This window comes from Cellulosimicrobium sp. Marseille-Q8652, assembly GCF_965112045.1.
Map to the genome: position 1 here is coordinate 1,914,133 of NZ_CBCOPS010000002.1, position 22,072 is coordinate 1,936,204.

Genomic DNA, 22,072 nt, shown 5'->3' on the forward strand with positions numbered 1-22,072 from the left:
GCACGCACGCGGGTATTCCCCGCCGCCCTGCTGCCGGCACGGGCACGCCACCCCCTACGCTGACGCTGTGACGAACGCCACCACGCCCTCCGATCGGCGCACGGTCGGCGGCACGGGCCCGACGCGCCGCACGATCGCCGGGTACGCCGCCGGCTCGGTCGGGACGGGCGGCTTCGGCACCCTGCCCGGCCTCGTGCTCCTCGTGTACCTGACGGACGCGCTCGCCGTCCCGGCGGCGGTCGCGGGACTGATCGTCACGGGCGCCAAGGTCTGGGACGTCCTCGTGGACCCGTTCATCGGGCACGCCTCGGACCGTGACCTCGCCCGGACCGGGTCGCGCCGGCGGTTCATGCTGGTCGGCGCGCTGACCCTCCCGGTGCTCTTCGCGCTGACGTTCGCCGTCCCCGCGTCCGCCGGGCCGACCGCCGCGGCCCTCTGGGTCCTCGTGGCGTTCCTGCTCTCCGCGACCGCGTTCAGCCTCTTCCAGATCCCGTACATCGCGCTCCCCGCCGAGATGGGCCTCTCCTACGACGGGCGCACGCGCCTGCTCGCGTGGCGCGTCGCCGCGCTGGCGTTCGCCATCCTGCTGTTCGGGGCGGGCGGCCCGCTCCTGCGGGGCGACGGCGACGCGCTGTCGGGCTACCTGCTCATGGGCGTGGTCGCGGGAGCCGTCATCGGTGCCGGGATGCTCGTCGCCTCCCGGACGGCGCCGCGCACGGCGGCGGCACCCGCTGCGGCCGCGACCGCTGCGGCCGCGACCGGCGAGGGAACCGGGACGGCCCGCGGCGCGTGGCTGGCCGCGGTGCGCGAGGCGGTCGGCGCGCTGCGCCGCTCACGGCCGTTCCGCACGCTCCTCGGCACGTTCTTCCTCCAGGCCGTCGCGACGGGCCTCATGCTCGCCGGCGCGGCCTACGTCGCCCGGTACGTCCTGCGCGACGAGGCCGCGGTGAGCCTCCTCTTCGCGGCGCTCATCGCGCCCGCTCTCGCGTGCATGCCCCTGTGGACGCGGCTCGCGCGCCGCGACGGCAAGGAGCGGGCTTTCGTCGTCGCGACCGTCCTGTTCGCGGTCGCGACGCTCGGCATGGTCCCGCTCGCCTGGGCACCCGGTCCGTGGGTGTACGTGCCGACGGCGCTCGCGGGCGTCGCGTACGCCGGCATGCAGGCCCTCCCGCTCGCGATGCTCCCCGACGTCATCGACCACGACGCCCGCGCGCAGGGCTCGGGCAGGGGCGGGACGTTCAGCGGCGTCTGGACGGCGGGCGAGACGACCGGGATGGCGCTCGGCCCCGCCGTGCTCTCCGCCGTCCTCGTGCTCACCGGCTACGTCTCGACCCGGGCGGGTGACACCGTCGCCCAGCCGACCGCCGCCGTGGACGGCATCGCCCTGTCGTTCTCGCTCGTGCCGGCCGTGCTGGTGCTAACCAGCCTCGTGCCGCTCCTGCGGTACGGTCTGCGCCAGGGGGACATCGACGACACCCCACCGGAGCTGCCGCGTGACCATCCTGCCGAGCGCCGACCCGACTGAGCCGGGCGCGCGCCGCCCCGACGACACGTCGGTCCCCGTCCGGACCGACGGCATCCTCGACCGCCTCGCCGCGCTGCGCGCCGCCGACGCGCCGACGCACGGGGGCCGGGTGCTGTCCTACGTCTACGACCCCGGCCTGGCGGAGCTCGACGAGCTCGCCGCCGCCGCGGCCCGCGCGGTGCAGCCCGTGAACGGGCTCGACCCGACGACGTTCACCTCCGTCGCGGTCATGGAGCGCGAGCTCGTCGGCTTCGCGCGCAGCATGCTCCGCGGACCGGCCGACGGCCCGGACGTGGTCGTCGGCTCGGTGACGTCCGGCGGCACGGAGAGCTGCCTCCTCGCGGTGAAGATCGCGCGCGACGCGTTCGTCGCCGAGCACCCGGGCGTGCGCCCGCGCATCGTCGTCCCCACGAGCGTCCACGCCGCGTTCCGCAAGGCCGCGCAGTACCTCGGTGTCGGGCTGACGGCGCTCCCGGTGGACGCGGCGACCGGCCGTGCCGACGTGGCGCGGACCCTCGCGGAGCTGCGGCGCGGTCCCGGCGGCGGGCCCGGCGACGTCGCGCTCGTGGTCGTGTCCGCGCCGTCGTACCCGCACGGCGTCGTGGACCCCGTGGCCGAGATCGCGGGCGCGGCCCGCGAGGTCGGCGTCCCGGTGCACGTGGACGCGTGCGTCGGCGGCTGGGTCCTGCCGTTCTGGGAGGACGCCGGCGGCGACCCGCTGCCGGCGTTCGACTTCTCCGTGGCCGGCGTGACGAGCATCTCCGCGGACGTGCACAAGTACGGCTACGCGCCCAAGGGGGCGTCGGTCCTGCTCGTGCGCGGTCGGGACCGGCAGCGCCGGCAGTTCTTCGCGACGACCGCGTGGCCCGGGTACCCGGTGGTCAACGCGACGACGTCGGGCTCGCGGTCGGCCGCTCCCCTCGCCGCGGCGTGGGCCGTCAGCCAGGCGCTCGGCACGGCCGGCTACACCGCGCTCACCGCCCGGTGCGTCCGCGCGACGAGCGCGCTCGCCGCAGCCGTGGGCGAGATCGACGGGCTGCGCGTGGTGGGGGCACCGAGCGGGCCGCTCCTCGCGGTCGCCACGGACGAGACCGTCGCCCCCGCGCGCCGGGTGGACCCGCACGTGTGGGCCGACGCCGTCCGCGCGCACGGCTGGGTGCTGCAGCCCCAGCCCGGTCTCGTGCAGGACGACGGCACCCGCCTGCCGCACACCACGCACCTGACGGTCACCCCGGTCACGGAGTCGGTGGTGGACGACCTGGTCGTCGCCCTGCGCGCGGGGGCGGACACCGCGCGCGGCGTCGCCCGGCCCGCGACCGAGGTCGTGCTCGCCGGGATCGCGTCCGCGCTCGGCGCGGGCCCCGAGGAGGCCGTCGCGCACCTCGCGGGGGCGGGTTCGGACGAGGTCTGGGCGGTCCTGCGCGGCGCGCTGCTCGACGGGCCGGGCGGCGAGCGGTCGGGCGACGAGGGCGCGGGCGACGGTCCGGACGACGAAGGGCGCGGAGCCGACGAGCCGGGCGACCTGGCGCTGCCCGGGAGCCTCGCCCCCCTGCTCGCCGTGATGGAGGCGCTGCCGGGTCCTGTCGCCGAACGCCTGCTCGTCGAGCTCGTCGCACGCTTCAGCGAGCCCGTCGTCCCCGGCCGCTGAGGCGGCGGACTCGCTCCGACCCGTCGCGCGGGGTAGAACAGTCGCGTGACCGACACCGCCGACTTCCCGCCCGACGACTTCTCGAACGACAACCCCCGGCCCGCGGGGTGGCTCACGCCCGAGGAGATCGCCGTCGTGCGCTCGCAGCTCCCCCTCGTCTACGTCGACGCCGTCCCCGTGCGCGTCGACGACTCGGGGGACGTCGTCGCGGTCGGGCTGCTGCTGCGCGTCGCGCCGGACGGGATGATGACGCGCGCGCTCGTCTCGGGGCGCGTGATGTTCCACGAGCGCATCCGCGACGCCCTGCTGCGGCACATCGAGAAGGACCTCGGCCCGGTCGCGCTCCCCCAGGTCCCGCCCTCGCCGCAGCCCTTCACGGTCGCCGAGTACTTCCCGACGCCCGGCATCACCTCCTACCACGACCCCCGCCAGCACGCGGTCTCGCTCGCGTACGTGGTCCCGGTCTCGGGCGACTGCCGCCCGCAGCAGAACGCGCTCGAGCTCGCGTGGCTCACGCCGGAGCAGGCCTGCAGCGACGAGGTGCAGCTCGAGATGCGCGGCGGCCAGGGCGTGCTGCTCCGGCAGGCGATGGCGCACGTGGGCCGCCTCCCGTGACCGACACCGCCGGGTCCCCGGCGGGTCACGTCGTCGCGCCGCCGGTCCGGGCCGGCACGGGCGTCGCGCGCTCCCTGCACGCGCTCGTCGCGCTCGTCGCGCTCACCGGCGTCGCGATGGAGCTGGTCATCGCGCTCACCGGCGGGGCGGGGACCGCGCCGAGCCACGCCGAGCGGGTCGTCCGGCTCTTCAGCTACTTCACGATCCAGTCCAACGTGCTCGTCGGGCTCGTGTCGCTGCTGCTCGCGCTCGACCCCCGGCGCGACGGCCGGGTCTTCCGCGTCGCGCGGCTCGACGCCCTGCTGTGCATCGCGGTGACGGGGATCGTCTACAACACGGTGCTGCGCGGGCTGCAGGACCTGTCCGCCGCGGGGCAGGTGTCCAACCTGCTGCTCCACCTCCTCTCCCCGCTCCTGGCGGTCGCGGCATGGGGGTTGGTGGGCCCACGGCCGGGCGTCACGTCGGAGACGGTCTGGTGGTCCGTCGCGTACCCGCTCGCGTGGATCGCGTACACGTTCGTCCGGGGTGCGGTCGTGGGCTGGTACCCGTACCCGTTCCTCGACGTCGGCGCGCTCGGGTACGGGCGCGCGCTCGCGAACACCGCGGTGGTCGCCGTGGTCTTCCTCGCCCTCGCGTGGCTCGTGCGGCTCGTCGACGCGCGCCTGCGCCCCGCGCCCTGACACCCGCTCCCTGACGCCGGGCCGAGCGAGGACACCGCACCGCGCAGGCGTCCGGGACCGAGGTCCCCGCACGACGTGACCGGCGTCCCTGGTCGTCTCGCGCACTGACCGCGAGCGTGGGAGGAGGACGCCCGCACGTCGGGCACGGGGACGAGGGAGCGGTCATGGACGCGGTCGTGGTGTACGAGTCGATGTACGGCAACAGCGAGCGCGTCGCGCGCGCGGTCGCGCGAGGGCTGGCCGACGGGGTGCGGGTCACGGTGCTCGACGTCGACGACCCGGCCGCCGCACCGGGCGCGCTGCCCGGGGCCGACCTGCTCGTCGCGGGTGGACCGACGCACGCGTTCGGGATGACGCGCCCGGCGACGCGTGCCGACGCCGTGCAGCGCGCGACCGGCGAGGTCTCGCGACGGACCCGCGGCCTGCGCGAGTGGGTCGAGGCGCTGCCCCGCTCCGCCGACGCGGGCCTCGCGGCGACGTTCGACACGCGGGTCACGAAGGTCAAGCCGCTGCCGGGCTCGGCGGCGCGCGGGGCCGCCAAGGTGCTGCGCCGCGCGGGCTTCCGCATGCTCACGCCGCCCGCCTCGTTCTACGTCGGCGACGTCGAGGGCCCGCTCGACGAGGGCGAGCTGGACCGCGCCGAGTCGTGGGGGCGGTCGCTGGCCGCCGCCCTCGCGCCGGCGGTGGCGCCGCCGCGCGTCTGACCCCGGACCGGCCCGCCGCGGTCGGGACCGCCCGGTCAGCCCGCGAGCTCGAGCCGGGGCCAGTCCTCGAAGTCCTCGCGCATTCGGCGGTCGTGCGTCGCGACGACCACGGCCGCGGGCGTCACGCGCAGCGCCTGCGTGAGCTCGTCGACCAGGTCGATCGACAGGTGGTTCGTGGGCTCGTCCAGGACGAGCACGTGCGGGGCGGCGAGCAGGGCGCGCGCGAGGTCGAAGCGGCGCCGCTGGCCCGCCGACAGCTCGCGCAGCGGCCGGTCGAGGTCCTCCTCCGTGAGCAGGCCGAGGAACGCGACGGGCACGAGGTGGTCGGTGTCGAGCCGCCCGGCGTCGAGCAGCTCGAGCGCCTCGCGCGCGTACTCGTCGAAGCCGGTCCGCTCCTCGGCGCCGGCCGGCAGGTCCGGGCCCTCCTGGGCGACGATCCCGAGCCGCACGCCGTCGACCGCCGACCGCACGCCCCGGTCGAGGGCGACGCGGCCCGCGAGCGCCGCGAGGAACGTCGACTTGCCGCTCCCGTTGGGTCCCGTGACGAGGAGGCGTCCCGACGGCGGGATCGCGACCCGCGTGCCCGGCAGGTCGAGGCGCGGGTCGTCGCCGCCCCCGACGCGCGGGCTGCGCAGCTCCACGACGGGCTCGGCCGGGTTCCACCCCGGCGACATCGCGGGCAGCTCGGGGAACGTCAGCTGCAGCGGCGGCACGGGGACCTCGACCGACTCGGCCTCGAGCTTCTGGATCATCCGGTCGGCGGCCTTGACGTGGATGCGGGCGCGCGTGGCGCGGCGGTGCTTCTGGCTGCCCTTCGGCGGGCGCCACTCGTCGGACAGCCCTTCGTAGGACGCGTCGAGCACCTCGGCGAGCTTCTCGGCGCGCTTGCGCTCGGCGCGGTAGCGCTGGCGCCAGCGGTGCAGGGCCTGGTTCTTCGCGAACCGGTACGACAGGTAGCCGGGCTGGCCGTACAGGACGGGTCGGCCGTCCATCGAGGGGTCGAGGTCGAGGATCTCGGTGGCGACGTCGTCGAGGAGCTGACGGTCGTGCGTGACCATGACGACCCCGCCGCGCCAGGCGACGAGCTCGCCCGTGAGGAAGTCGATCCCGCTCGTGTCGAGGTGGTTCGTCGGCTCGTCCAGGAGCAGGAGCTCGGCGCGCTCGGCGAGGCGGCACGCGAGCCGCACCCGGTAGCGCTCGCCGACGGACAGGGTGGCGAGCTCGCGGTCGCGGTCGCGGCACGCGCCGAGCCGGGACAGGGCGACGTCGACGCGGCGGTCGGCGTCCCACACCGCGAGGTGCTCGGCGCGCGCGAGGATCGCGGTGAGCTCGGCGAGGTCGCCCGTGTCGTGGTCGAAGTCCCGGGCCGCGGCGTCGAGGTCGGCGGCGACCGCGCGCAGCTCGGCGAGCGTCGCGCGCACGAGGTCGCCCACGGTCTGCCCCGGGGCGACGGCGAGCTCCTGCTCGACGACGGCCAGGTCGCCCGCACGTCGCACCTCGCCCCTGCTCGGCACGAGGTCCCCGGACAGCACGTGCAGCAGGGTCGACTTCCCCGTCCCGTTCTCCCCCACCACGCCGAGGCGGGTGCCCTCCGCGACGCGCACGCTCACGCCGTCGAGCACGGGACGCCCCGGGTAGGAGAAGGCGAGGTCGTCGGCGGCGAGGTGCACGGGGACAACCCTAGGCGGCGCGGGCGGGGACGCACGCACCTCCCGGTGCCGGGCGGCTCCCGTGCGGGTCGGTCCCGCGGGTACGGTCGGTCCATGAGCACCGCGCCCGACGGCCGCACGCACGGCCTCGCACCGACGTCCCCGCAAGGCGCCGCTCGGCCGCGGGCCGGGCTCGTCGTCCTCGCCGCGCTGGCCGACGTCGCGTGCGTCCTCGTCCTCGCGACCGGCGGTCTCGCGGCGCACACGCCGGGTGAGGGCGTCGTGCGGCTGCTGTACGTCGCCTGGCCGTTCGCCGCCGGGGCGCTCGTGGGGTGGCTCGTCACGCGCGCGTGGCGCCGGCCCTGGCGGCTCTGGCCCACCGGTGTGGTCGTGTGGGCGTGCGCGTGGGCGCTCGGGGTGCTGCTGCGCGTGCTCACCGGCCAGGGCGTCGCGCCGGCGTTCCAGCTCGTGTCGCTCAGCGTGCTCGGCGTGACGATGCTCGGCTGGCGAGCGGTCGTCGCGCTCGTCGACGTGCTGCGACCGGCCGACCGGCGCCGCCGCGAGCGCGCGCTCTCCGGCCGCTGAGGTCATCGGACCGGCCCGGCTCCACCGGGCGTCGGGGACCGTGCCCTACGCGGGCGACAGGGCGGCCACGATCTCCGGGGCGAGCGCGCGGAACGCCGTGCCGCGGTGGCTGATCGCGTTCTTCTCCGCCGGGCTCAGCTCGGCGGCCGAGCGGCGCGCCGAGCCCGCGCCCGACGACACCGCGCCCGGCTGCTCCGTCGGTTCGAGGACCGGGTCGTAGCCGAACCCGTTCTCGCCGCGCGGCGCGTCGAGGAGCACGCCCCGCATCTCCCCCGTCCGCACGACCTCGCGGCCGTCGGGCGTGACCAGCGCCGCGGCGCACACGAACGCCGCGCCGCGGTGCTCGGGCCGCACGTCGCGCAGCTGCGCGAGCAGGAGCTCGAGGTTCGCGACGTCGTCGCCGTGCCGGCCCGCCCAGCGCGCGCTGAAGATGCCGGGCGCGCCGCCGAGGACGTCGACGGCGAGCCCGGAGTCGTCGGCGACCGCCGGGAGGCCGGTCGCCGCGACGAGCGCGCGGGCCTTGACGAGCGCGTTCTCGGCGAACGTCACGCCGTCCTCGACGGGCTCGGTCGCGCCGACGTCCCCGGCGCTGACGATCTGCTCGGGCGCGAGCGCGAGCCCCGGGTGGGCGTCGAGCTCGGCCGCGAGGATGGCGCGGAGCTCGGCGAGCTTGCCGCGGTTGTGCGTCGCGAGGACGAGGCGCGCACCGTCGGGCACCCGGACGGGCGCGCCGCCCGGTGCGGGAGCGGCGTCCGCCGGTCCCGTCCCGCTCACGCGTGCGCCTCGAGCGCCGCGCGCTGGATCGCCGTGAGCTGCGCCGTCCCGGCGACGGCGAGGTCGAGGAGCGCGTCGAGCTCCGCGCGGTCGAAGGGCGCGTGCTCGGCCGTGCCCTGCACCTCGACGAACGTCCCGGAGCCCGTGGTGACGACGTTCATGTCGGTCTCGGCGCGCACGTCCTCGACGTACGGCAGGTCGAGCAGCGGCACGCCGTCGACGATGCCGACGCTCACCGCCGCCACGGAGTCCGTGAGCACGGCCTTCCCGCCCGACTTCACGTGCCCGTGCCGCTGGCCCCACGCGACCGCGTCGGCGAGCGCGACGTAGGCACCGGTGATCGCCGCGGTGCGCGTGCCGCCGTCCGCCTGGAGCACGTCGCAGTCGAGCACGATCGTGTTCTCGCCGAGCGCGGAGACGTCGATGACCGCGCGCAGCGAGCGCCCGATCAGGCGCGAGATCTCGTGCGTGCGGCCGCCGATCTTGCCCTTGACCGACTCGCGCTGGCTGCGCTCGTTCGTCGCGCGCGGGAGCATCGCGTACTCGGCCGTGACCCAGCCCTCGCCGGAGCCCTTGCGCCAGCGCGGGACGCCCTCGGTGAACGACGCGGCGCACAGCACGCGCGTGCGCCCGAACTCGACGAGGACGCTGCCCTCCGCCTGGTCGAGCCAGTTGCGCGTGATGGTCACGGGACGGAGCTGGTCGGCCGCACGGCCGTCGACGCGCAGCACGGAGCCGCCGGAGATGTCGGGGGAGGTCATGCGCCCACCCTACCGACCGCCCCGCCCCCCGCTGAGCGGCTAGAGGAGGAACTCGGCGCCGGTCGTCGCGACGTCGACCGGACCGGCGTAGACCTCGCGCGCCTCGGCACGGGAGCGCTCGGGGTCGTTCCAGGCCGGGAGGTGCGTGAGCACGAGGCGTCGCGCGCCCGCCGCGGTCGCGACCTGCCCCGCGCGCCTCCCCGTGAGGTGGATGCCCCGTTCGACGGCGTCGTCGCGGCCCTCGTGGAACGCCGCCTCCGACAGCAGCAGGTCGGCGTCGCGCGCGAGCTCGACGACGCCGTCGCACACGTCGGTGTCGCCCGTGTAGGCGAGGACCCCCCGCTCCCCCGGGCGGAGCGTCGAGGGACCCGTGACACGCACCCCGTACGCCTCGACGGGGTGGAAGACGCGGTACGGCTCCAGGGTCAGGGGCCCGACGGCGACCGCCGTCCCGGGCTCCCACGTCCGCACGTCGAGCTCGTGGGCGAGCCCGTCACCGGGCTCCGCGCCGTAGGCGGCGTCGAGGCGCGGCACGGTGTCCGACGGCCCGAGCACGGGCAGCCGCGACGGCACCCCGGTCCGGGCGGAGCCGCGCGCCGGGTGGTACCGCAGGTACACGTACAGCCCGCACACGTCGACGAAGTGGTCGGGGTGCAGGTGCGACAGTGCGACGGCGTCCAGGTCGAGCGGGTCGACGAACCGCTGCAGCGCGCCGAGCGAGCCGTTCCCGAGGTCGAGCACGACGCTCCAGTCGCGCTCCTCGTGACCCGCGGCAGCGGCCTCGGCGGCCGGCACCTGGACCAGGTACGACGACGCGGGCGAGGCCGGTCCCGCGAACGACCCGGAGCACCCGACCGTGACCAGACGCATCAGGCCGCCTCCACGGTGAGGACCTCGGGCCCGAGGAACCGGCGCGCGAGGTGCTCGAACGGCTCGGCGCTGCCCGTCGCGAGGAAGCGGTGCAGCGGCGGCCCCGCGTCGCGCGAGCGCTCGAGGTCGTGCGCCACGAGCGTGCGGTAGACGTCCTTCGCGGTCTCCTCGGCGCTCGACACGAGGGTGACGTCCTCCCCCATGACGTAGGAGATCGCGCCCGTCAGGAGCGGGTAGTGCGTGCAGCCCAGCACGAGCGTGTCCACCCCGGCCGCCCGGACCGGGTCGAGGTACTCGTGCGCGACCGCCATCACCTCGGGGCCGGACGTCACGCCCTCCTCGATGAGCGGGACGAACGCGGGGCACGCCTGCGTCGTGATCTGCAGCCCCGGCGCGACGGCGAACGCGTCGTCGTAGGCCCGCGAGTCCACGGTCGCCTTGGTGCCGATGACCCCGATGTGGCCCGAGCGCGTCGCGAGCACCGCGCGGCGCGCGGCGGGCAGGACGACCTCGACCACCGGGATGCCCCGCCGCACCGTGTACCGCTCGCGCGCGTCCGGCAGCACGACGGCCGACGCCGAGTTGCACGCGATGACGAGCATCTTCACGCCGTCGTCGACGAGCCGGTCCATGACCGCGAGCGCCATCGCGCGCACCGCCGCGAGGGGCTTCGGGCCGTACGGGCCGTTGGCGGTGTCCCCCATGTAGAGGAGCGACTCGTTCGGCAGCTGGTCGAGGATCGAGCGGGCCACCGTGAGCCCGCCCACGCCCGAGTCGAAGATGCCGATGGGAGCGTCGTTCACGCGCCCGAGCCTAGTGCGACGAGCGCCGGACGACCGCCCGTGCGCGCGCCGTCGGGCTGTGGCAGCGCCCACAGCGCGACGCGGCCGTCAGTCCCCGGCGCGACCGCGTCTCGCCCGCAGGTCGGCGAGCATGCCGTCGACGAGCGACTCCTGCAGCAGCCCGGTGAGGAGGAACACGCTGACGAGGAACCGCCGCGCGGCGAGCCCGTCGACGTCGGAGGCGTCGTCCGGGCCGTCGTCGCCCTCCGCGTCGAGCTCGTCGTACAGGCCCTCGACCTGCTCGTCGGTCCGCAGGTCGAGGCGCTCCGCGAGCACGAGGCGCACGTCCGTCAGCGCGCCGGCCACCCGCTTCGCCGTGTCGCGCGGCACGACGAACGGCGCGGCGTGCGCCGGCTCGCCGTCGACGAGCATCTGGCCGAGCAGCACGAGCCGGCCGATCTTCTCCCCCGCCAGGTCGTCCTGCGTGAAGCGGCGGAACTCGGCCGCGACGGCGGCGTCGTCCGACGCCGCCGGGAGCAGCCGGCTCACCGCCGGGTCGAGAGGCGCCCTGCGCCCCGGTCCCGGCGCCCCCGCCTCCGGCGCGCGAGGGACGGGGCCGGTCCACCCCGGCGGGGCCCAGTCGCCGCCGTGCTCCTCGGGGCCGACGGGTCCGTCGACCGGTGCGTGCTCCTGCAGCATCTGCGCGACGTCGCCCGCGAGCTGCGCCAGCACGATGCGCTCGGACGGCTCGAGCTCGGCGACGTACCCCAGCTCGTCGGCGCGGAACGGCCTCATGCCTCGTCGCTCCGCTGCATCGTGGCCCAGAGACCGAAGCCGTGCATCGCCTGGACGTCGACCTCCATGCGCTCGCGCGTCCCGGTCGACACCACCGCGCGCCCCTCGCGGTGCACCTGCAGCATGAGCTCGTTCGCCCGGGGCGTGGGATAGCCGAAGTAGGACTCGAAGACGTACGCGACGTAGCTCATGAGGTTGACGGGGTCGTTCCACACGAGGGTGACCCACGGCTGGTCGAGGGCCACCTCGGGCTCGGTGCGCGTCGCCTCGGCAGGGACCGCGACGGACGCCCGGGGCACGACGGCGCGCGTGGAGATCGGGGGGAGGTTCACCCCACCACTGTATTCGCGGGCCGGTCACCGCCCGCGACCGGGCCGTCTGCCCTACCGTGTTCCGCATGAGCCTGAACGACCGGGGCACCGCTGCCCTCCGGGCCGCCCTCGCCCCTGGACTCGACGCCGCGCTCGGCGCGACGGCACCCGCGGACACCGGCCCCAGCCCTTCGACCGCCCTCCTCACGGACCGCTACGAGCTGACGATGCTCCAGGCGGCGCTCGCCGACGGCACCGCCCACCGCCACTGCCTGTTCGAGGTGTTCACCCGGCGCCTGCCCGCGGGACGACGCTACGGCGTCCTCGCGGGGACCGGACGGGTCCTCGAGGCCCTCGGGTCCTTCCGGTTCTCGGCCCGCGAGCTCGACTGGCTGCACGCGAGCTCGGTGGTGGACGACCGCACGCTGGACTACCTCGCGGGCTACCGGTTCACGGGCTCGATCAACGGGTACGCCGAGGGCGAGATGTTCTTCCCGCAGTCGCCCGTGATGGTCGTCGAGGGCGCGTTCGCCGAGGCGGTCGTGCTCGAGACCCTCGTCCTGTCGATCCTCAACTACGACTCGGCCGTCGCGTCCGCCGCGTCGCGCATGACGAGCGCGGCCGTCGAGCGCCCGTGCCTCGAGATGGGCGCGCGCCGCGCCAACGAGCAGGCGGCGGTCGCCGCGGCACGCGCCGCCGTCGTCGCGGGCTTCGCCGGCACGTCCAACCTCGAGGCGGGGCGTCGCTACGGCCTCGACACGATCGGCACCGCGGCGCACGCGTTCACGCTCCTGCACGACGACGAGGAGTCGGCCTTCGCGTCCCAGGTCGCCTCCCTGGGCCCTGGCACGACGCTGCTCGTCGACACCTACGACGTGCACCGCGGCGTCGCGAACGCGGTGCGCGCCGCGGGGACCGGGCTCGGGGCGGTGCGGCTCGACTCGGGCGACCTCGGCGTCCTCGCCGTAGAGGTCCGTCGTCAGCTCGACTCGCTCGGCGCACACGACACGAGGATCACCGTGACCTCCGACCTCGACGAGTACGCGATCGCGGCGCTCGCCGCGGCACCCGTCGACTCGTACGGCGTCGGCACCTCGCTCGTCACCGGTTCCGGGGCGCCGACGTGCGGCATGGTCTACAAGCTCGTCGCACGCGAGGACTCCTCGGGCGTGCTGCAGCCGGTCGCCAAGGCTTCGACGGCCAAGACGAGCACCGGCGGCCGCAAGGTCGCCGCCCGGCGCTACGGGGACGACGGCCGCGCCGTCGAAGAGCTCGTGGTCACGGGTGCCGACCTCGCCGTCCGGGACTGGGACCCCGACACCGAGGAGGGCGACGTGCGTCCCCTGCACGTCCCGCTCGTGGTCGACGGCGCGGTGGACTCGCGCTGGGTCGGGTCGTACGGCGTGCAGAACGCGGCGGACCGGCACCGCGAGGCGCGGGCCGAGCTGCCGCGCGGCGCACGCCGGCTCTCGGCCGGCGACCCCGCGATCCCGACCGTCGTCCGCACGCTCGGCTGACCCGCCGAGGCCCGGCCGGGCCCGGTGGCTCGTGCCTACCTCTTGCCGACGAACCAGCCGCGGACGAGGCTGACGCGCGCGTCGAGCTGCTCCACCGTCGCGAGCGGCACCTCCGGCCCGCCGCAGCGACGGCGCAGCTCGTTGTGCACCGTCCCGTGCGGCTGCCCGCTGCGGCGCGCCCACGCCGAGACGAGCTGCTGGAGCTCCTTGCGCAGCTCGGCCGCGCGCCGGTGGTCCATCTCGGACCGCTCGCGCTCCGCCGTGACGCCGTTCTTCGACCGCGCGCTGATCTGGTCGGCCTGCCGCTGGCGCAGGAGGCTCGTCACCTGGTCCGCGTCCAGCAGGCCCGGCAGGCCGAGGAAGTCGAGCTCCTCGTCGGAGCCGACGTCCGCGCCCGTGCCGAACTCGCCGCCGTCGAACAGGACGCGGTCGAACGACGCCTGCGCCTCGAGCGCCTCGAAGGACCCCTGGACGAGCTCGCCCGAGGCCTTGTCCTCCCGGTTCGCCGCCGCGAGCTCGGCTGCCTCCGGGTCGAACCCCTCGCCCTGCTCCTCCGCCGTGAGCGGGCGGTCGAGGGCGTGGTCGCGCTCGACCTCGAGCCCGTTCGCGAGCTCGAGCAGCGGTGCGACGCTCGGGAGGAACACCGACGCGGTCTCGCCGCGCCGCCGCGCACGCACGAAGCGCCCGACGGCCTGCGCGAAGAACAGCGGGGTCGAGGTCGAGGTGGCGTACACGCCGACGGCCAGGCGCGGGACGTCCACGCCCTCGGACACCATGCGCACCGCGACCATCCACCGCTGGTCGCCGTCGGAGAACTCCTCGATGCGCCCGCTGGCGCCCTCGTCGTCGGAGAGCACGACCGTCGGCGACTGCCCGGTGAGGCGCGCGAGGTGACCCGCGTAGGCGCGCGCGTCCGTCTGGTCCGTCGCGATGACGAGACCGCCCGCGTCGGGGATCGCCCGCCGGACCTCGGACAGGCGCTTGTCGGCCGCGGCGAGGACGGACGGGATCCACTCGCCGTTCGGGTCGAGCGCCGTGCGCCACGCCTGGCCGGTCATGTCCTTCGTGAGCGGCTCCCCGAGACGCGCGCTCACCTCGTCGCCGGCCTTCGTGCGCCAGCGCATCTGGCCCGAGTACGTGAGGAAGAGCACGGGCCGCACGACGTGGTCGCGCAGCGCCTCGCCGTAGCCGTACGTGTAGTCGGCCTTCGAGCGGCGGATCCCGTCGGGGCCGCGCTCGTACTCCACGAACGGGATGGCTGCCGTGTCGGAGCGGAACGGCGTGCCGGTCAGGCTGAGCCGGCGCGTCGCGTCCTCGAAGGCCTCGCGCACCGCCTCGCCCCAGGACAGGGCGTCCCCGCCGTGGTGGACCTCGTCGAGGATCACGAGCGTGCGGTCCGCGGTCGTGCGCGCGGCGTGCAGCGCGGGCTTGGCCGCCACCTGCGCGTACGTCAGCGCGACGCCGTCGTAGTGCGACCCGTGCCGGCCCTGGCTGTTGCGGAAGTTCGGGTCGATGCGGATGCCGACGCGCGCCGCGGCGTCGGCCCACTGGTGCTTGAGGTGCTCGGTCGGGGCGACGACCGTCACGCGCCGCACGACCCCCTGCTCGAGGAGCTCGGTCGCGACGCGCAGCGCGAACGTCGTCTTGCCGGCGCCGGGGGTGGCGACGGCGAGGAAGTCACGCGGTGCGCGCGTGCGGTAGAGCTCGAGGGCCTCGGCCTGCCACGCGCGCAGCCGGGAGGCCGAGCCCCACGGGGCCCGGCGCGGAAAGGCCGGGGAGAGGTGCGAGGCCGCTGCGGAGGACGGGCTCTGCGGTGCGGCCGGCGCGGCGCCGGAGGTGGTGCGGGGAGAGTGCGGGGAGGTGGACGACGAGTGGGGCGTGCCGCTCACTTGCCGGAGTCACCCTCGCCGTCCTGCGGCTCCCGCAGACCGTCGTAGATCTCCTTGCACGTGGGGCACACGGGGAACTTGTTCGGGTCACGGCCCGGGACCCAGACCTTGCCGCAGAGCGCGATCACCGGCTTGCCGGACATCGCCGACTCCATGATCTTCTCCTTGCGCACGTAGTGCGCGAAGCGCTCGTGGTCCCCCGGCTCGGTCTGCTCCTGGGTCTCCTCGCGCTCGAGGACCCCCGTCGACGTGCCGGTGGTCGGCTCGGTCGCTGGGCTCCGGAACGGGTCCTCGGGACCGCCGGGGGGCGTGCTCGCGCGGAGTTCGGTCATGGCCAGCAGTCTACGTCGCCGCGCCGACAGCCCGTCCTCGGCCCCGGGTGCACGAGAGCCCGCCGGCACCGGTCAGGGGCGTGACCGGCGCCGACGGGCGGCCAAGGTGCCCGCAGCCCGGGGACCCGGGCGCGGGCCGTGCTCAGAGACCCTGCCACCCCGGCTTCGAGGCGTAGGTCTGGCGGTAGTAGTCCGCGAGCTGAAGTCGCGAGGCCGCGGCGTCGTCGACGAGCACCGTCGCGTGCGGGTGCATCTGCATGATCGTCGCGGGCCACAGCGCGCTGATCGGGCCCTCCACGAGCTGGTGCACGGCCTCGGCCTTGCCCTTGCCCGTGGCGAGCAGGACGAGGTGCCGGGCCGACATGATGGTCGCGAGGCCCTGCGTGAGGCAGTGCCGCGGCACCTGGTCCACGTCGTCGCCGAAGAACCGCGCGTTGTCCTCGCGCGTCTGGGCGGTGAGCGTCTTGATCCGGGTGCGCGACGCGAGCGACGAGCCGGGCTCGTTGAACGCGATGTGCCCGTCGGTGCCGATCCCCAGGATCTGCAGGTCGACGCCGCCGGCCTCGGCGATCGCCGCCTCGTAGGCCGCGCACGCCGCGGGGAGGTCCGCCGCGTTGCCGTCGGGGCCCTGCACGGCGCCGGGCGCGAAGTCGACGCGCGACGCGATCTCCGTCTCGATGACGTTGCGGTACCGCTCCGGGTGGTCCGCGGGCAGGCCCACGTACTCGTCGAGCATGAACGCGCGGGCCCGGGCGAAGCTCAGCCCGCCGTGCTCGTGCCGGCGCGCCAGCTCGTCGTACACCTTCAGCGGGCTGGAGCCCGTGGCGAGACCGAGCACGGCGTCGGGGCGCTCGCGCACGAGCGCGTCGACCGCGTCCGCGGCGATCTCGGCGAGCCTCGCGGCAGGAGCGATGACGACTTCCATCAGGACACCTCTCGACGGCCGACGAGGGCTGCGCCCACGGCGGCGACGGGCACGTCGTCGGGCGCGAGGGACACACGGTCCGCGAGCCGCAGCGACGACAGGAACGGGGACGTGCGCGACTGGTCCTCGAGTGCGGCGCGGACGGCGTCGAGCAACGGCTCGCCCAGCGCCGACACGCCGCCGCCGAGGACGACGTGGCGCACGTCGACGGTCAGCTCGAGGATACGCACCGCGCTCGCGACGGCGGACGCGAACTCGGCCTTGATGCGCACGGCCTCGGGGTCTCCCGCGGCCGCGGCCTCGAACAGCTCGGCGGGCGCGGGCCGGCCGTGCCGCGACGGCCAGCGCGCGCTGAGCGCGGAACCGGACGCGTACACCTCGACGCAGCCGCGCTGCCCGCACGCGCACAGCGGCCCGCGCGGGTCGATGGGGATGTGCCCGATCTCCCCCGCCGCGCCGCTCACGCCCCGCCGGAGCTCTCCGCCCAGGACGATGCCGGCGGCGAGCCCCGTGCCGAGCGCGAGGAACGCGAGGTCTCCCCCGTCGGGACCGCGCAGGTGCGACGCCCCGAGCGCGGCGACGTTGAGGTCGTTGTCCGTGCGGACGGGCAGTCCTCCGACCTCGTCCGACAGCGCGCGCGACAGCGGGAAGCGCGCACCCTCGATCCCGAGGTTCACCGCGTGGGTCACGGAGCCGTCCTCCGGGTCCACGAGGCCCGGGACCCCGACGCCGATCCCGTCGAGCGACGCGAGGTCGACGCCGGCCCGGCGCGTGACCTCGCGCACGGCGCGCGCGGCGCTCGCCACGACGCCCTGCGGTCCGCGGACCGTGGGCACGCGCACGGCCTCGTGCGCGACGCCGTCGGGCCCGAGGACGGTCGCGAGCACCTTCGTCCCGCCGATGTCGAGGCCGGCGGTCCAGCCGGCGCCCGACCGGTCGACGAGCCCGGTCACGGGGCTCGGCCCCGGGGTCACGCCGACCGCGCTCGGTGCGGCCGCCTCGCCCGACGGCGAGGCGGTCGTGGTCAGGTCGCTCACGTCAGCCCTTCACCGCACCCGAGACGAGGCCGCCGGTCATCCGCCCCTGCACGACGAGGAAGAAGATGATGACCGGGACCGCGATGAGCGTCGACGCCGCCATCACCTCGCCCCAGTTCACCCCCTGGCTCACGCTGGAGTTGAGGAACCCGCGCAGCCACAGCGGGAGCGTCTGCGCCTGGTTGGACGGCAGCGCGACGAGCGCGATGGTGAACTCGTTCCACGCCTGCAGGAACGCGTAGACCCCTGCGGCGACGAGACCGGGCGCGAGGAGCGGGAACGTGATGCGGAGGAAGGCGCCGGTGCGGCTCAGGCCGTCGACCATCGCCGCCTCCTCGAGCTCGGCCGGGACGCCCGCGACGAAGCCGCGCAGCATCCAGACCGTGAACGGCACGACGGCCGCCGTGTAGAGCACGGTGAGCCCGATCGCCGAGTTGAGCAGGTTCGCGCTCGACAGCATCCGGTACTGCGCGATGAACAGGCCCTCGGCCGGCAGCATCTGGATGAAGAGCATCGCGATGATGAACGACTTGCGCCCGCGGAACCGGAAGCGGCTGATCGCGAGCGCGGCGAGGAACGCGAAGACCAGCACGAACAGCACCGTCGAGAGGGTGACGACGACGCTCATCCGCAGGGCGGCGAGGAACGAGTCCCCGTCGAGCACGCGCGCGTAGTTGAAGACGCCCGCGTCGGCGCTGAAGAAGGTCGGCGTGCGCGCCTGCACCTGCGTGCGCGGAAGGAGCGAGGTGTTGATCATCCAGTAGACGGGGAAGACCCACAGCAGCGCGACGGCGACGGCGAGCACCCCCGCCCCGAGCTTCCCCGCACGGACGGGGCGGGCGGGGCGACGGGACGTGGTCCCCGGCGCCCGGTGACGGACGGGTGCGGCGTCGGTCGAGGTCGTGGTCGCGCTCATGCCTCGTCCTCCTTCAGCAGGCTGCGGACGTAGGGCCAGCTCAGCGCGATGGTGAGCGCGAGGACGAAGATCGACACGGCGGCGGCGCTCGCGAAGTCCTGGCGCCCGACGCCGAGCTCGTAGATGTAGTTGCCGAGGAGGTTGGTCTCGGAGATCGGTGCGCCGCCGTCCTGCAGGAGACGGATCTGGGCGAACACCCGCAGGTCCCAGATGATCTGGAGCAGCAGCACGATCGCCAGCACGGGACGGATCATCGGGACGACGATGTGCCAGAACTTGCCCCAGCCGCTCGCGCCGTCGAGCGCTGCCGCCTCCATCACCTCGTCGGAGACCTGCGTGAGCGCCGCGTAGACGGACAGCGCCACGAACGGCACCGACATCCACACGATGACGAGGGTCGCCACCAGGAAGAACGTGAGGGGCTGCGCGAGCCACTCGTAGCCCTGGAACTGGTCGAGGCCGAGCTGGACCAGGAACCAGTTGACGACGCCCGAGCGGTAGTTGAACAGCCACTTGAACACGGTCACCGCGGCGACCATGGGCATGGCCCACGCCAGGAGCATCGCGACCTGCAGCAGGATGCGCGGCACGCTGCCCGCCGCCTTCATGAGGAGCGCGACGAGCGTGCCGAGGACGACGGTGAGCCCGGCGTTGACGAGGCAGAAGGCGATCGACCGCACGACGACGGCCCACATCGTGCTGTCGGTGAAGATCCGGGCGTAGTTGTCCAGGCCGACGAAGGTCGGCGGCTGTCCGAACTGCTGGGCCAGGCCGTACTCCTGCAGGGACGTGACGACCTGCCAGTAGACCGGGTACCCCATGCCCAGGAGGATCACGAGGACCCCGGGGACGAGGAGGACGTACGGGGCGCGAGGTCGCCGGCGTGCCCGTCGGGGCGCGGGCGTCGCGCCGTCGCCCGAGGGCAGGACCGCCTCGACGGGCGGTGACACGGTGGTGTTCATGCGTGGGGCTCCTCCCGGCCTGCGCCGGCCCGGACGGTTCCGTCCGGACCGGCGCAGGTGCAGGATGCTCGAGTTCCGATCAGGCCTGGCGTCAGCCGTTGTTGAGCATCGGCGTGATCTTCTCGTCGTACTCCGCCGCGAGCTCGGTGACGTCCCCGCCCTCGGCGATGGCCTGGAAGAGCTCCTCGTACACGAGCGCGCCCTCGACCGCGGCCCAGCCCGGGGCGGGCGGGGTCAGCTTGGAGTCGGCGGCCGTCGCGACCATCGTCGAGGCGAACTTGTCGTCGCCGAGCGCCGAGACGTACTCGCTGTTGGCCGGCCCGAGGCCGTTCTCGCCGAGCATCGTCTGGTACGTCGGGGAGAAGATGATGCGCAGCAGGTTCTCGGAGAGCTCCGGGTGCTCGGACTTCGCCGAGACCGCGATGTTCGACCCGCCCGCGAAGACCGGGGCCACGCCGCCGTCGACGCCGGGGAGGGCGAAGATGTCGAACTTCGCCTCGTCGACCATGCCGTCGCGGACCTCTTCGCCGTCGTCGTTCTTCGTGAGGTCACCGATCGACCAGCGGGCCCAGCCCGGAGCCATGATCGTCGCGGCCTCCGGGGCCTCGCCCTCCGGGCCGTCGTTGAGGAACTCCCAGTAGGCGACGTCCTTGGCGGTGGCGGGGACGTTCGAGGCGCCCTCGAAGATCTCCTGCCACTGCTCGAGACCCTTGATGGTGTTCGGGTCGCTCAGCGTGGACGTCCACTGGCCGTCCTCCTCGACGGCGAGCTCGCCGTCGTTCGCGAAGACCCAGGAGATGCCGTTGCGCCAGTCCTGGCCGCCCATCGCGAAGCCGGACTGGGTGTCCGTGCGCAGCGCCTTGACGGAGTCGGTGAACTCCGCGAGCGTCTCGGGGACCTCGAGGCCCGCCGCGCTCCAGATGTCGCTGCGGTAGAACATGTAGCGCGAGCCGAAGTAGTACGGGAGAGCGAAGTTCTGGTCGCCGACCTTGCCCGCCTCGACGAACGACGGCAGCAGGTTCTCGCCGCCGAGCTCCTCGTACAGGGGGCTCAGGTCGCGGAACGCGCCGACCGTGCTGAAGGTCGACGACTGCGTGTTGCCGATCTCGGTGACGTCGGGCGTGTTCGCCGCGTCGGGGAGCGCCGTGGTGAGCGACGTGACGAGGTCCGGCCACTCCTTCTGCTCGATTGTGAGGGTCGAGCCCGGGTTCTCGGTCTCGAACGTCTCGACGAGGTAGTCGCGGAGCTCCTGCGGCGTGTCGGGGCCGGCGAGCCAGAGCGTGATGTCGCCGGGCTCAGCAGTCGCGTCCTCGCTGCTGGTGGCGTCGTCGCCCGTGGTGCCGCCGGAGCTGCAGGCGGTCAGCGCGAGCGCCAGGGTGATCGTCGACGCCACGGACGTGGCGACGAGACGGTTCCTCTTCACTGGGTGCTTCCTCTCGATGCTGTGCGGTGTCCTCGATGACGGCGCACGAGATGTGGCAGGGGTCCTGCGTTATTCAGGGCGTGCGGTGCCCCGCGTCCGGAGGGTGCAGCACTGGGGTCTCCGGGGCGCCGGGCGTGCGGGTGGGACGGGTCTCGTGGTCGACCCGGCCCGGTCGGGCAGGGAGGTCAGGTGGGCGTGGCGCTCACGAGACCCCCAGCTGTCCGGACAGGACGAGGACGGCGGCCCCTGCGAGGACGACGTCTTCGTCGAGCGTGGCCATCCGCACCTGGAGCCCGCTGCCGATGACCGGCATCGTGCGGGCGCGGATGGTCTCGAGCGCGGCCTCGCGCAGCGGACCGTCGAGCAGGTCCGCCGGACCGCTGATCAGGACCTCGGCGAGGTTGAGCGCACTGACGACAGGCGCGAGGGCCGTGCCCAAGGTCCTGCCGACCGACACCAGGGCGGCGTCGGAGGTCTCGGCGTCCAGCCCGTCGACCGCGCGCCGCAGCGCCGGGACGGACAGGACGGTCTCCAGGCAGCCCCGGCGCCCGCAGGCGCACAGGTCGCCGTCCTCGACGACGGTCACGTGACCGAGCTCGCCGGCCGCGTCGCCGTGGCCGCGCACCCTGCCGCCGTCGACCATGATGCCGGCGCCCACGCCCTCGCCCACGGTGAGGACGAGGAGCCCGTCCCCCGCCGCGCCGCCGAACGTGAACTCGCCGAGGGCGGCGATGTTCGCGTCGTTCGCGACGTGCACGGCGAGGCCCAGGCGCTCGGTGAGCTGCGCCGCGAGAGGCACGTCGTACCAGCGCCGGTTGGGCGCCTCGACGACACGGCCGACGGCGTCGACGACGCCGGGCGAGCCGATGCCGACGCCGATCACCGGCTGGGTGGCGGAGGCGATGAGCCCGCGGCAGAACCGCGTGAGCAGGTCGACGAGCTCGGAGCCCGTCCTGCCGTCGACGGCGAGGCTCTGGCGCACCACGAAGTCACCCGTGAGCGTGAGGACGGCGCCGCGCAGGACCTCGTCGTCGGTGAGGTCCACCGAGACGATCTGGTAGGCGCTCGTGCGCATGCCGACGAGGATGGCGGGCTTGCCGACCCGCTGGCCGGGACGGACGCCGAGCTCCTCGACGAGGCCCTCGGCGATGAGCACCGAGACGAGGTCCGAGATGGTGACGCGGGTCAGCGACGTCGCGCGGGCGAGGTCGGCCCGCGAGGTGGGTCCCTCGTGGAAGAGGTGCTGCAGCACGAGGGAGCGGTTGTGGGCCCGAGCGTGCTCGGGGAGCACCTTGGAGGTGGGCCTGAGCCCTGAGCTCAGCCTCCTCCGCGGTGCGCCGGTCCCGGTGGCTGCCGTCGTCATGTTTGTTAG

Annotated in this window: 22 protein-coding genes; 7 read left to right on the forward strand and 15 right to left on the reverse strand. The window is 74.8% G+C overall.

Translation table 11 applies throughout. The features are described 5' to 3' along the window. Window positions 1-67: 67 nt before the first annotated feature. The 5 genes from ACWPWV_RS18560 to ACWPWV_RS18580 all read left to right on the forward strand — a co-directional run bounded on the left by ACWPWV_RS18560 (window position 68) and on the right by ACWPWV_RS18580 (window position 5,172). Window positions 68-1,525 (forward strand): MFS transporter, encoded by a 1,458-nt coding sequence (locus ACWPWV_RS18560; protein ID WP_454044359.1) that lies wholly within the window; start codon window positions 68-70, stop codon window positions 1,523-1,525. Then, on the forward strand, window positions 1,494-3,173 hold the full coding sequence (locus ACWPWV_RS18565) for a pyridoxal phosphate-dependent decarboxylase family protein (RefSeq protein ID WP_454044360.1): 1,680 nt from the start codon (window positions 1,494-1,496) through the stop codon (window positions 3,171-3,173). The genes ACWPWV_RS18560 and ACWPWV_RS18565 overlap by 32 nt, the downstream gene beginning before the upstream one ends. A 45-nt stretch (window positions 3,174-3,218) precedes the next feature. Then, window positions 3,219-3,788, forward strand: a complete 570-nt coding sequence (locus tag ACWPWV_RS18570) for an NUDIX hydrolase family protein (protein ID WP_454044361.1) — start codon at window positions 3,219-3,221, stop codon at window positions 3,786-3,788. Next, window positions 3,785-4,468, forward strand: a complete 684-nt coding sequence (locus ACWPWV_RS18575) for a Pr6Pr family membrane protein (protein WP_454044362.1) — start codon at window positions 3,785-3,787, stop codon at window positions 4,466-4,468. The genes ACWPWV_RS18570 and ACWPWV_RS18575 overlap by 4 nt, the downstream gene beginning before the upstream one ends. Before the next feature lie 164 nt (window positions 4,469-4,632). Then, window positions 4,633-5,172 (forward strand): flavodoxin domain-containing protein, encoded by a 540-nt coding sequence (locus ACWPWV_RS18580; protein ID WP_454044363.1) that lies wholly within the window; start codon window positions 4,633-4,635, stop codon window positions 5,170-5,172. Window positions 5,173-5,207: 35 nt separating this feature from the next. Here ACWPWV_RS18580 and ACWPWV_RS18585 read toward each other — a convergent pair whose 3' ends face one another. Further along, window positions 5,208-6,842 carry an ABC-F family ATP-binding cassette domain-containing protein gene (locus tag ACWPWV_RS18585; protein WP_454044364.1) on the reverse strand — a complete coding sequence of 545 codons (1,635 nt, stop codon included), beginning with the start codon at window positions 6,840-6,842 and terminating at the stop codon, window positions 5,208-5,210. Between the two features lie 93 nt (window positions 6,843-6,935). Between ACWPWV_RS18585 and ACWPWV_RS18590 the strand changes: the two genes are divergently transcribed. Further along, a complete protein-coding gene (locus ACWPWV_RS18590) occupies window positions 6,936-7,406 on the forward strand; it encodes a DUF3054 domain-containing protein (protein ID WP_454044365.1) in 471 nt (156 codons plus the stop codon). A 45-nt stretch (window positions 7,407-7,451) separates the two neighbouring features. Here the strand turns inward: ACWPWV_RS18590 and ACWPWV_RS18595 are convergent, their stop codons facing one another. The 6 genes from ACWPWV_RS18595 to clpS form a co-directional block, all read right to left on the reverse strand. Further along, window positions 7,452-8,123: a non-canonical purine NTP pyrophosphatase gene (locus tag ACWPWV_RS18595; protein ID WP_454044602.1), complete on the reverse strand. Its 672-nt coding sequence runs from the start codon at window positions 8,121-8,123 to the stop codon at window positions 7,452-7,454. A gap of 53 nt (window positions 8,124-8,176) precedes the next feature. After that, window positions 8,177-8,941 carry a ribonuclease PH gene (rph, locus tag ACWPWV_RS18600; RefSeq protein WP_454044366.1) on the reverse strand — a complete coding sequence of 255 codons (765 nt, stop codon included), beginning with the start codon at window positions 8,939-8,941 and terminating at the stop codon, window positions 8,177-8,179. Between the two features lie 39 nt (window positions 8,942-8,980). Beyond that, window positions 8,981-9,811: an MBL fold metallo-hydrolase gene (locus tag ACWPWV_RS18605; RefSeq protein ID WP_454044367.1), complete on the reverse strand. Its 831-nt coding sequence runs from the start codon at window positions 9,809-9,811 to the stop codon at window positions 8,981-8,983. After that, window positions 9,811-10,614 (reverse strand): glutamate racemase, encoded by an 804-nt coding sequence (gene murI, locus ACWPWV_RS18610; protein WP_454044368.1) that lies wholly within the window; start codon window positions 10,612-10,614, stop codon window positions 9,811-9,813. Before murI ends, ACWPWV_RS18605 begins: the two co-directional genes overlap by 1 nt. Before the next feature lie 87 nt (window positions 10,615-10,701). After that, window positions 10,702-11,388: a DUF2017 family protein gene (locus ACWPWV_RS18615; protein ID WP_454044369.1), complete on the reverse strand. Its 687-nt coding sequence runs from the start codon at window positions 11,386-11,388 to the stop codon at window positions 10,702-10,704. Beyond that, window positions 11,385-11,687, reverse strand: coding sequence for an ATP-dependent Clp protease adapter ClpS (gene clpS / locus ACWPWV_RS18620; RefSeq protein WP_454044603.1), 303 nt, complete (start codon window positions 11,685-11,687; stop codon window positions 11,385-11,387). The genes ACWPWV_RS18615 and clpS overlap by 4 nt, the downstream gene beginning before the upstream one ends. Before the next feature lie 98 nt (window positions 11,688-11,785). Here clpS and ACWPWV_RS18625 point away from each other — a divergent pair, with 98 nt between their 5' ends. Beyond that, entirely contained in the window at window positions 11,786-13,216 is a 1,431-nt protein-coding gene (locus tag ACWPWV_RS18625; protein WP_454044370.1) for a nicotinate phosphoribosyltransferase, read from the forward strand. A 35-nt stretch (window positions 13,217-13,251) separates the two neighbouring features. On the opposite strand, the gene ACWPWV_RS18630 is transcribed toward ACWPWV_RS18625, so the two are convergent. From ACWPWV_RS18630 to ACWPWV_RS18665, 8 genes are all read right to left on the reverse strand, one after another. After that, entirely contained in the window at window positions 13,252-15,105 is a 1,854-nt protein-coding gene (locus tag ACWPWV_RS18630) for a DEAD/DEAH box helicase (RefSeq protein ID WP_454044371.1), read from the reverse strand. Then, a complete protein-coding gene (locus ACWPWV_RS18635) occupies window positions 15,102-15,437 on the reverse strand; it encodes a DUF3039 domain-containing protein (protein ID WP_454044372.1) in 336 nt (111 codons plus the stop codon). The genes ACWPWV_RS18630 and ACWPWV_RS18635 overlap by 4 nt, the downstream gene beginning before the upstream one ends. A 142-nt stretch (window positions 15,438-15,579) precedes the next feature. Then, window positions 15,580-16,362: a glucosamine-6-phosphate deaminase gene (gene nagB / locus ACWPWV_RS18640; protein ID WP_454044373.1), complete on the reverse strand. Its 783-nt coding sequence runs from the start codon at window positions 16,360-16,362 to the stop codon at window positions 15,580-15,582. Further along, on the reverse strand, window positions 16,362-17,399 hold the full coding sequence (locus ACWPWV_RS18645; protein WP_454044374.1) for an ROK family protein: 1,038 nt from the start codon (window positions 17,397-17,399) through the stop codon (window positions 16,362-16,364). The genes nagB and ACWPWV_RS18645 overlap by 1 nt, the downstream gene beginning before the upstream one ends. A gap of 1 nt (window position 17,400) precedes the next feature. Beyond that, the gene (locus tag ACWPWV_RS18650; protein WP_454044375.1) at window positions 17,401-18,315 is read right to left on the reverse strand and encodes a carbohydrate ABC transporter permease; all 915 of its coding nucleotides are present in this window, start codon (window positions 18,313-18,315) and stop codon (window positions 17,401-17,403) included. Next, complete coding sequence (locus ACWPWV_RS18655) at window positions 18,312-19,277, reverse strand: carbohydrate ABC transporter permease (protein ID WP_454044376.1); 966 nt, start codon at window positions 19,275-19,277, stop codon at window positions 18,312-18,314. Before ACWPWV_RS18655 ends, ACWPWV_RS18650 begins: the two co-directional genes overlap by 4 nt. A 91-nt stretch (window positions 19,278-19,368) precedes the next feature. Then, window positions 19,369-20,700: an extracellular solute-binding protein gene (locus ACWPWV_RS18660; RefSeq protein WP_454044377.1), complete on the reverse strand. Its 1,332-nt coding sequence runs from the start codon at window positions 20,698-20,700 to the stop codon at window positions 19,369-19,371. A 202-nt stretch (window positions 20,701-20,902) separates the two neighbouring features. Then, the gene (locus tag ACWPWV_RS18665) at window positions 20,903-22,063 is read right to left on the reverse strand and encodes an ROK family protein (RefSeq protein WP_454044378.1); all 1,161 of its coding nucleotides are present in this window, start codon (window positions 22,061-22,063) and stop codon (window positions 20,903-20,905) included. Between the last annotated feature and the right edge of the window lie 9 nt (window positions 22,064-22,072).

Bases quoted from the DNA above. Each gene is read 5' to 3' on its own strand.
- ACWPWV_RS18615 (WP_454044369.1), bottom strand. From the start codon at position 11,388: ATGAGGCCGTTCCGCGCCGACGAGCTGGGGTACGTCGCCGAGCTCGAG.
- ACWPWV_RS18665 (WP_454044378.1), bottom strand. From the start codon at position 22,063: ATGACGACGGCAGCCACCGGGACCGGCGCACCGCGGAGGAGGCTGAGC.
- ACWPWV_RS18590 (WP_454044365.1), top strand. From the start codon at position 6,936: ATGAGCACCGCGCCCGACGGCCGCACGCACGGCCTCGCACCGACGTCC.
- nagB (WP_454044373.1), bottom strand. From the start codon at position 16,362: ATGGAAGTCGTCATCGCTCCTGCCGCGAGGCTCGCCGAGATCGCCGCG.
- ACWPWV_RS18605 (WP_454044367.1), bottom strand. From the start codon at position 9,811: ATGCGTCTGGTCACGGTCGGGTGCTCCGGGTCGTTCGCGGGACCGGCC.
- ACWPWV_RS18625 (WP_454044370.1), top strand. From the start codon at position 11,786: ATGAGCCTGAACGACCGGGGCACCGCTGCCCTCCGGGCCGCCCTCGCC.
- rph (WP_454044366.1), bottom strand. From the start codon at position 8,941: ATGACCTCCCCCGACATCTCCGGCGGCTCCGTGCTGCGCGTCGACGGC.
- ACWPWV_RS18655 (WP_454044376.1), bottom strand. From the start codon at position 19,277: ATGAACACCACCGTGTCACCGCCCGTCGAGGCGGTCCTGCCCTCGGGC.
- ACWPWV_RS18650 (WP_454044375.1), bottom strand. From the start codon at position 18,315: ATGAGCGCGACCACGACCTCGACCGACGCCGCACCCGTCCGTCACCGG.
- ACWPWV_RS18580 (WP_454044363.1), top strand. From the start codon at position 4,633: ATGGACGCGGTCGTGGTGTACGAGTCGATGTACGGCAACAGCGAGCGC.
- ACWPWV_RS18635 (WP_454044372.1), bottom strand. From the start codon at position 15,437: ATGACCGAACTCCGCGCGAGCACGCCCCCCGGCGGTCCCGAGGACCCG.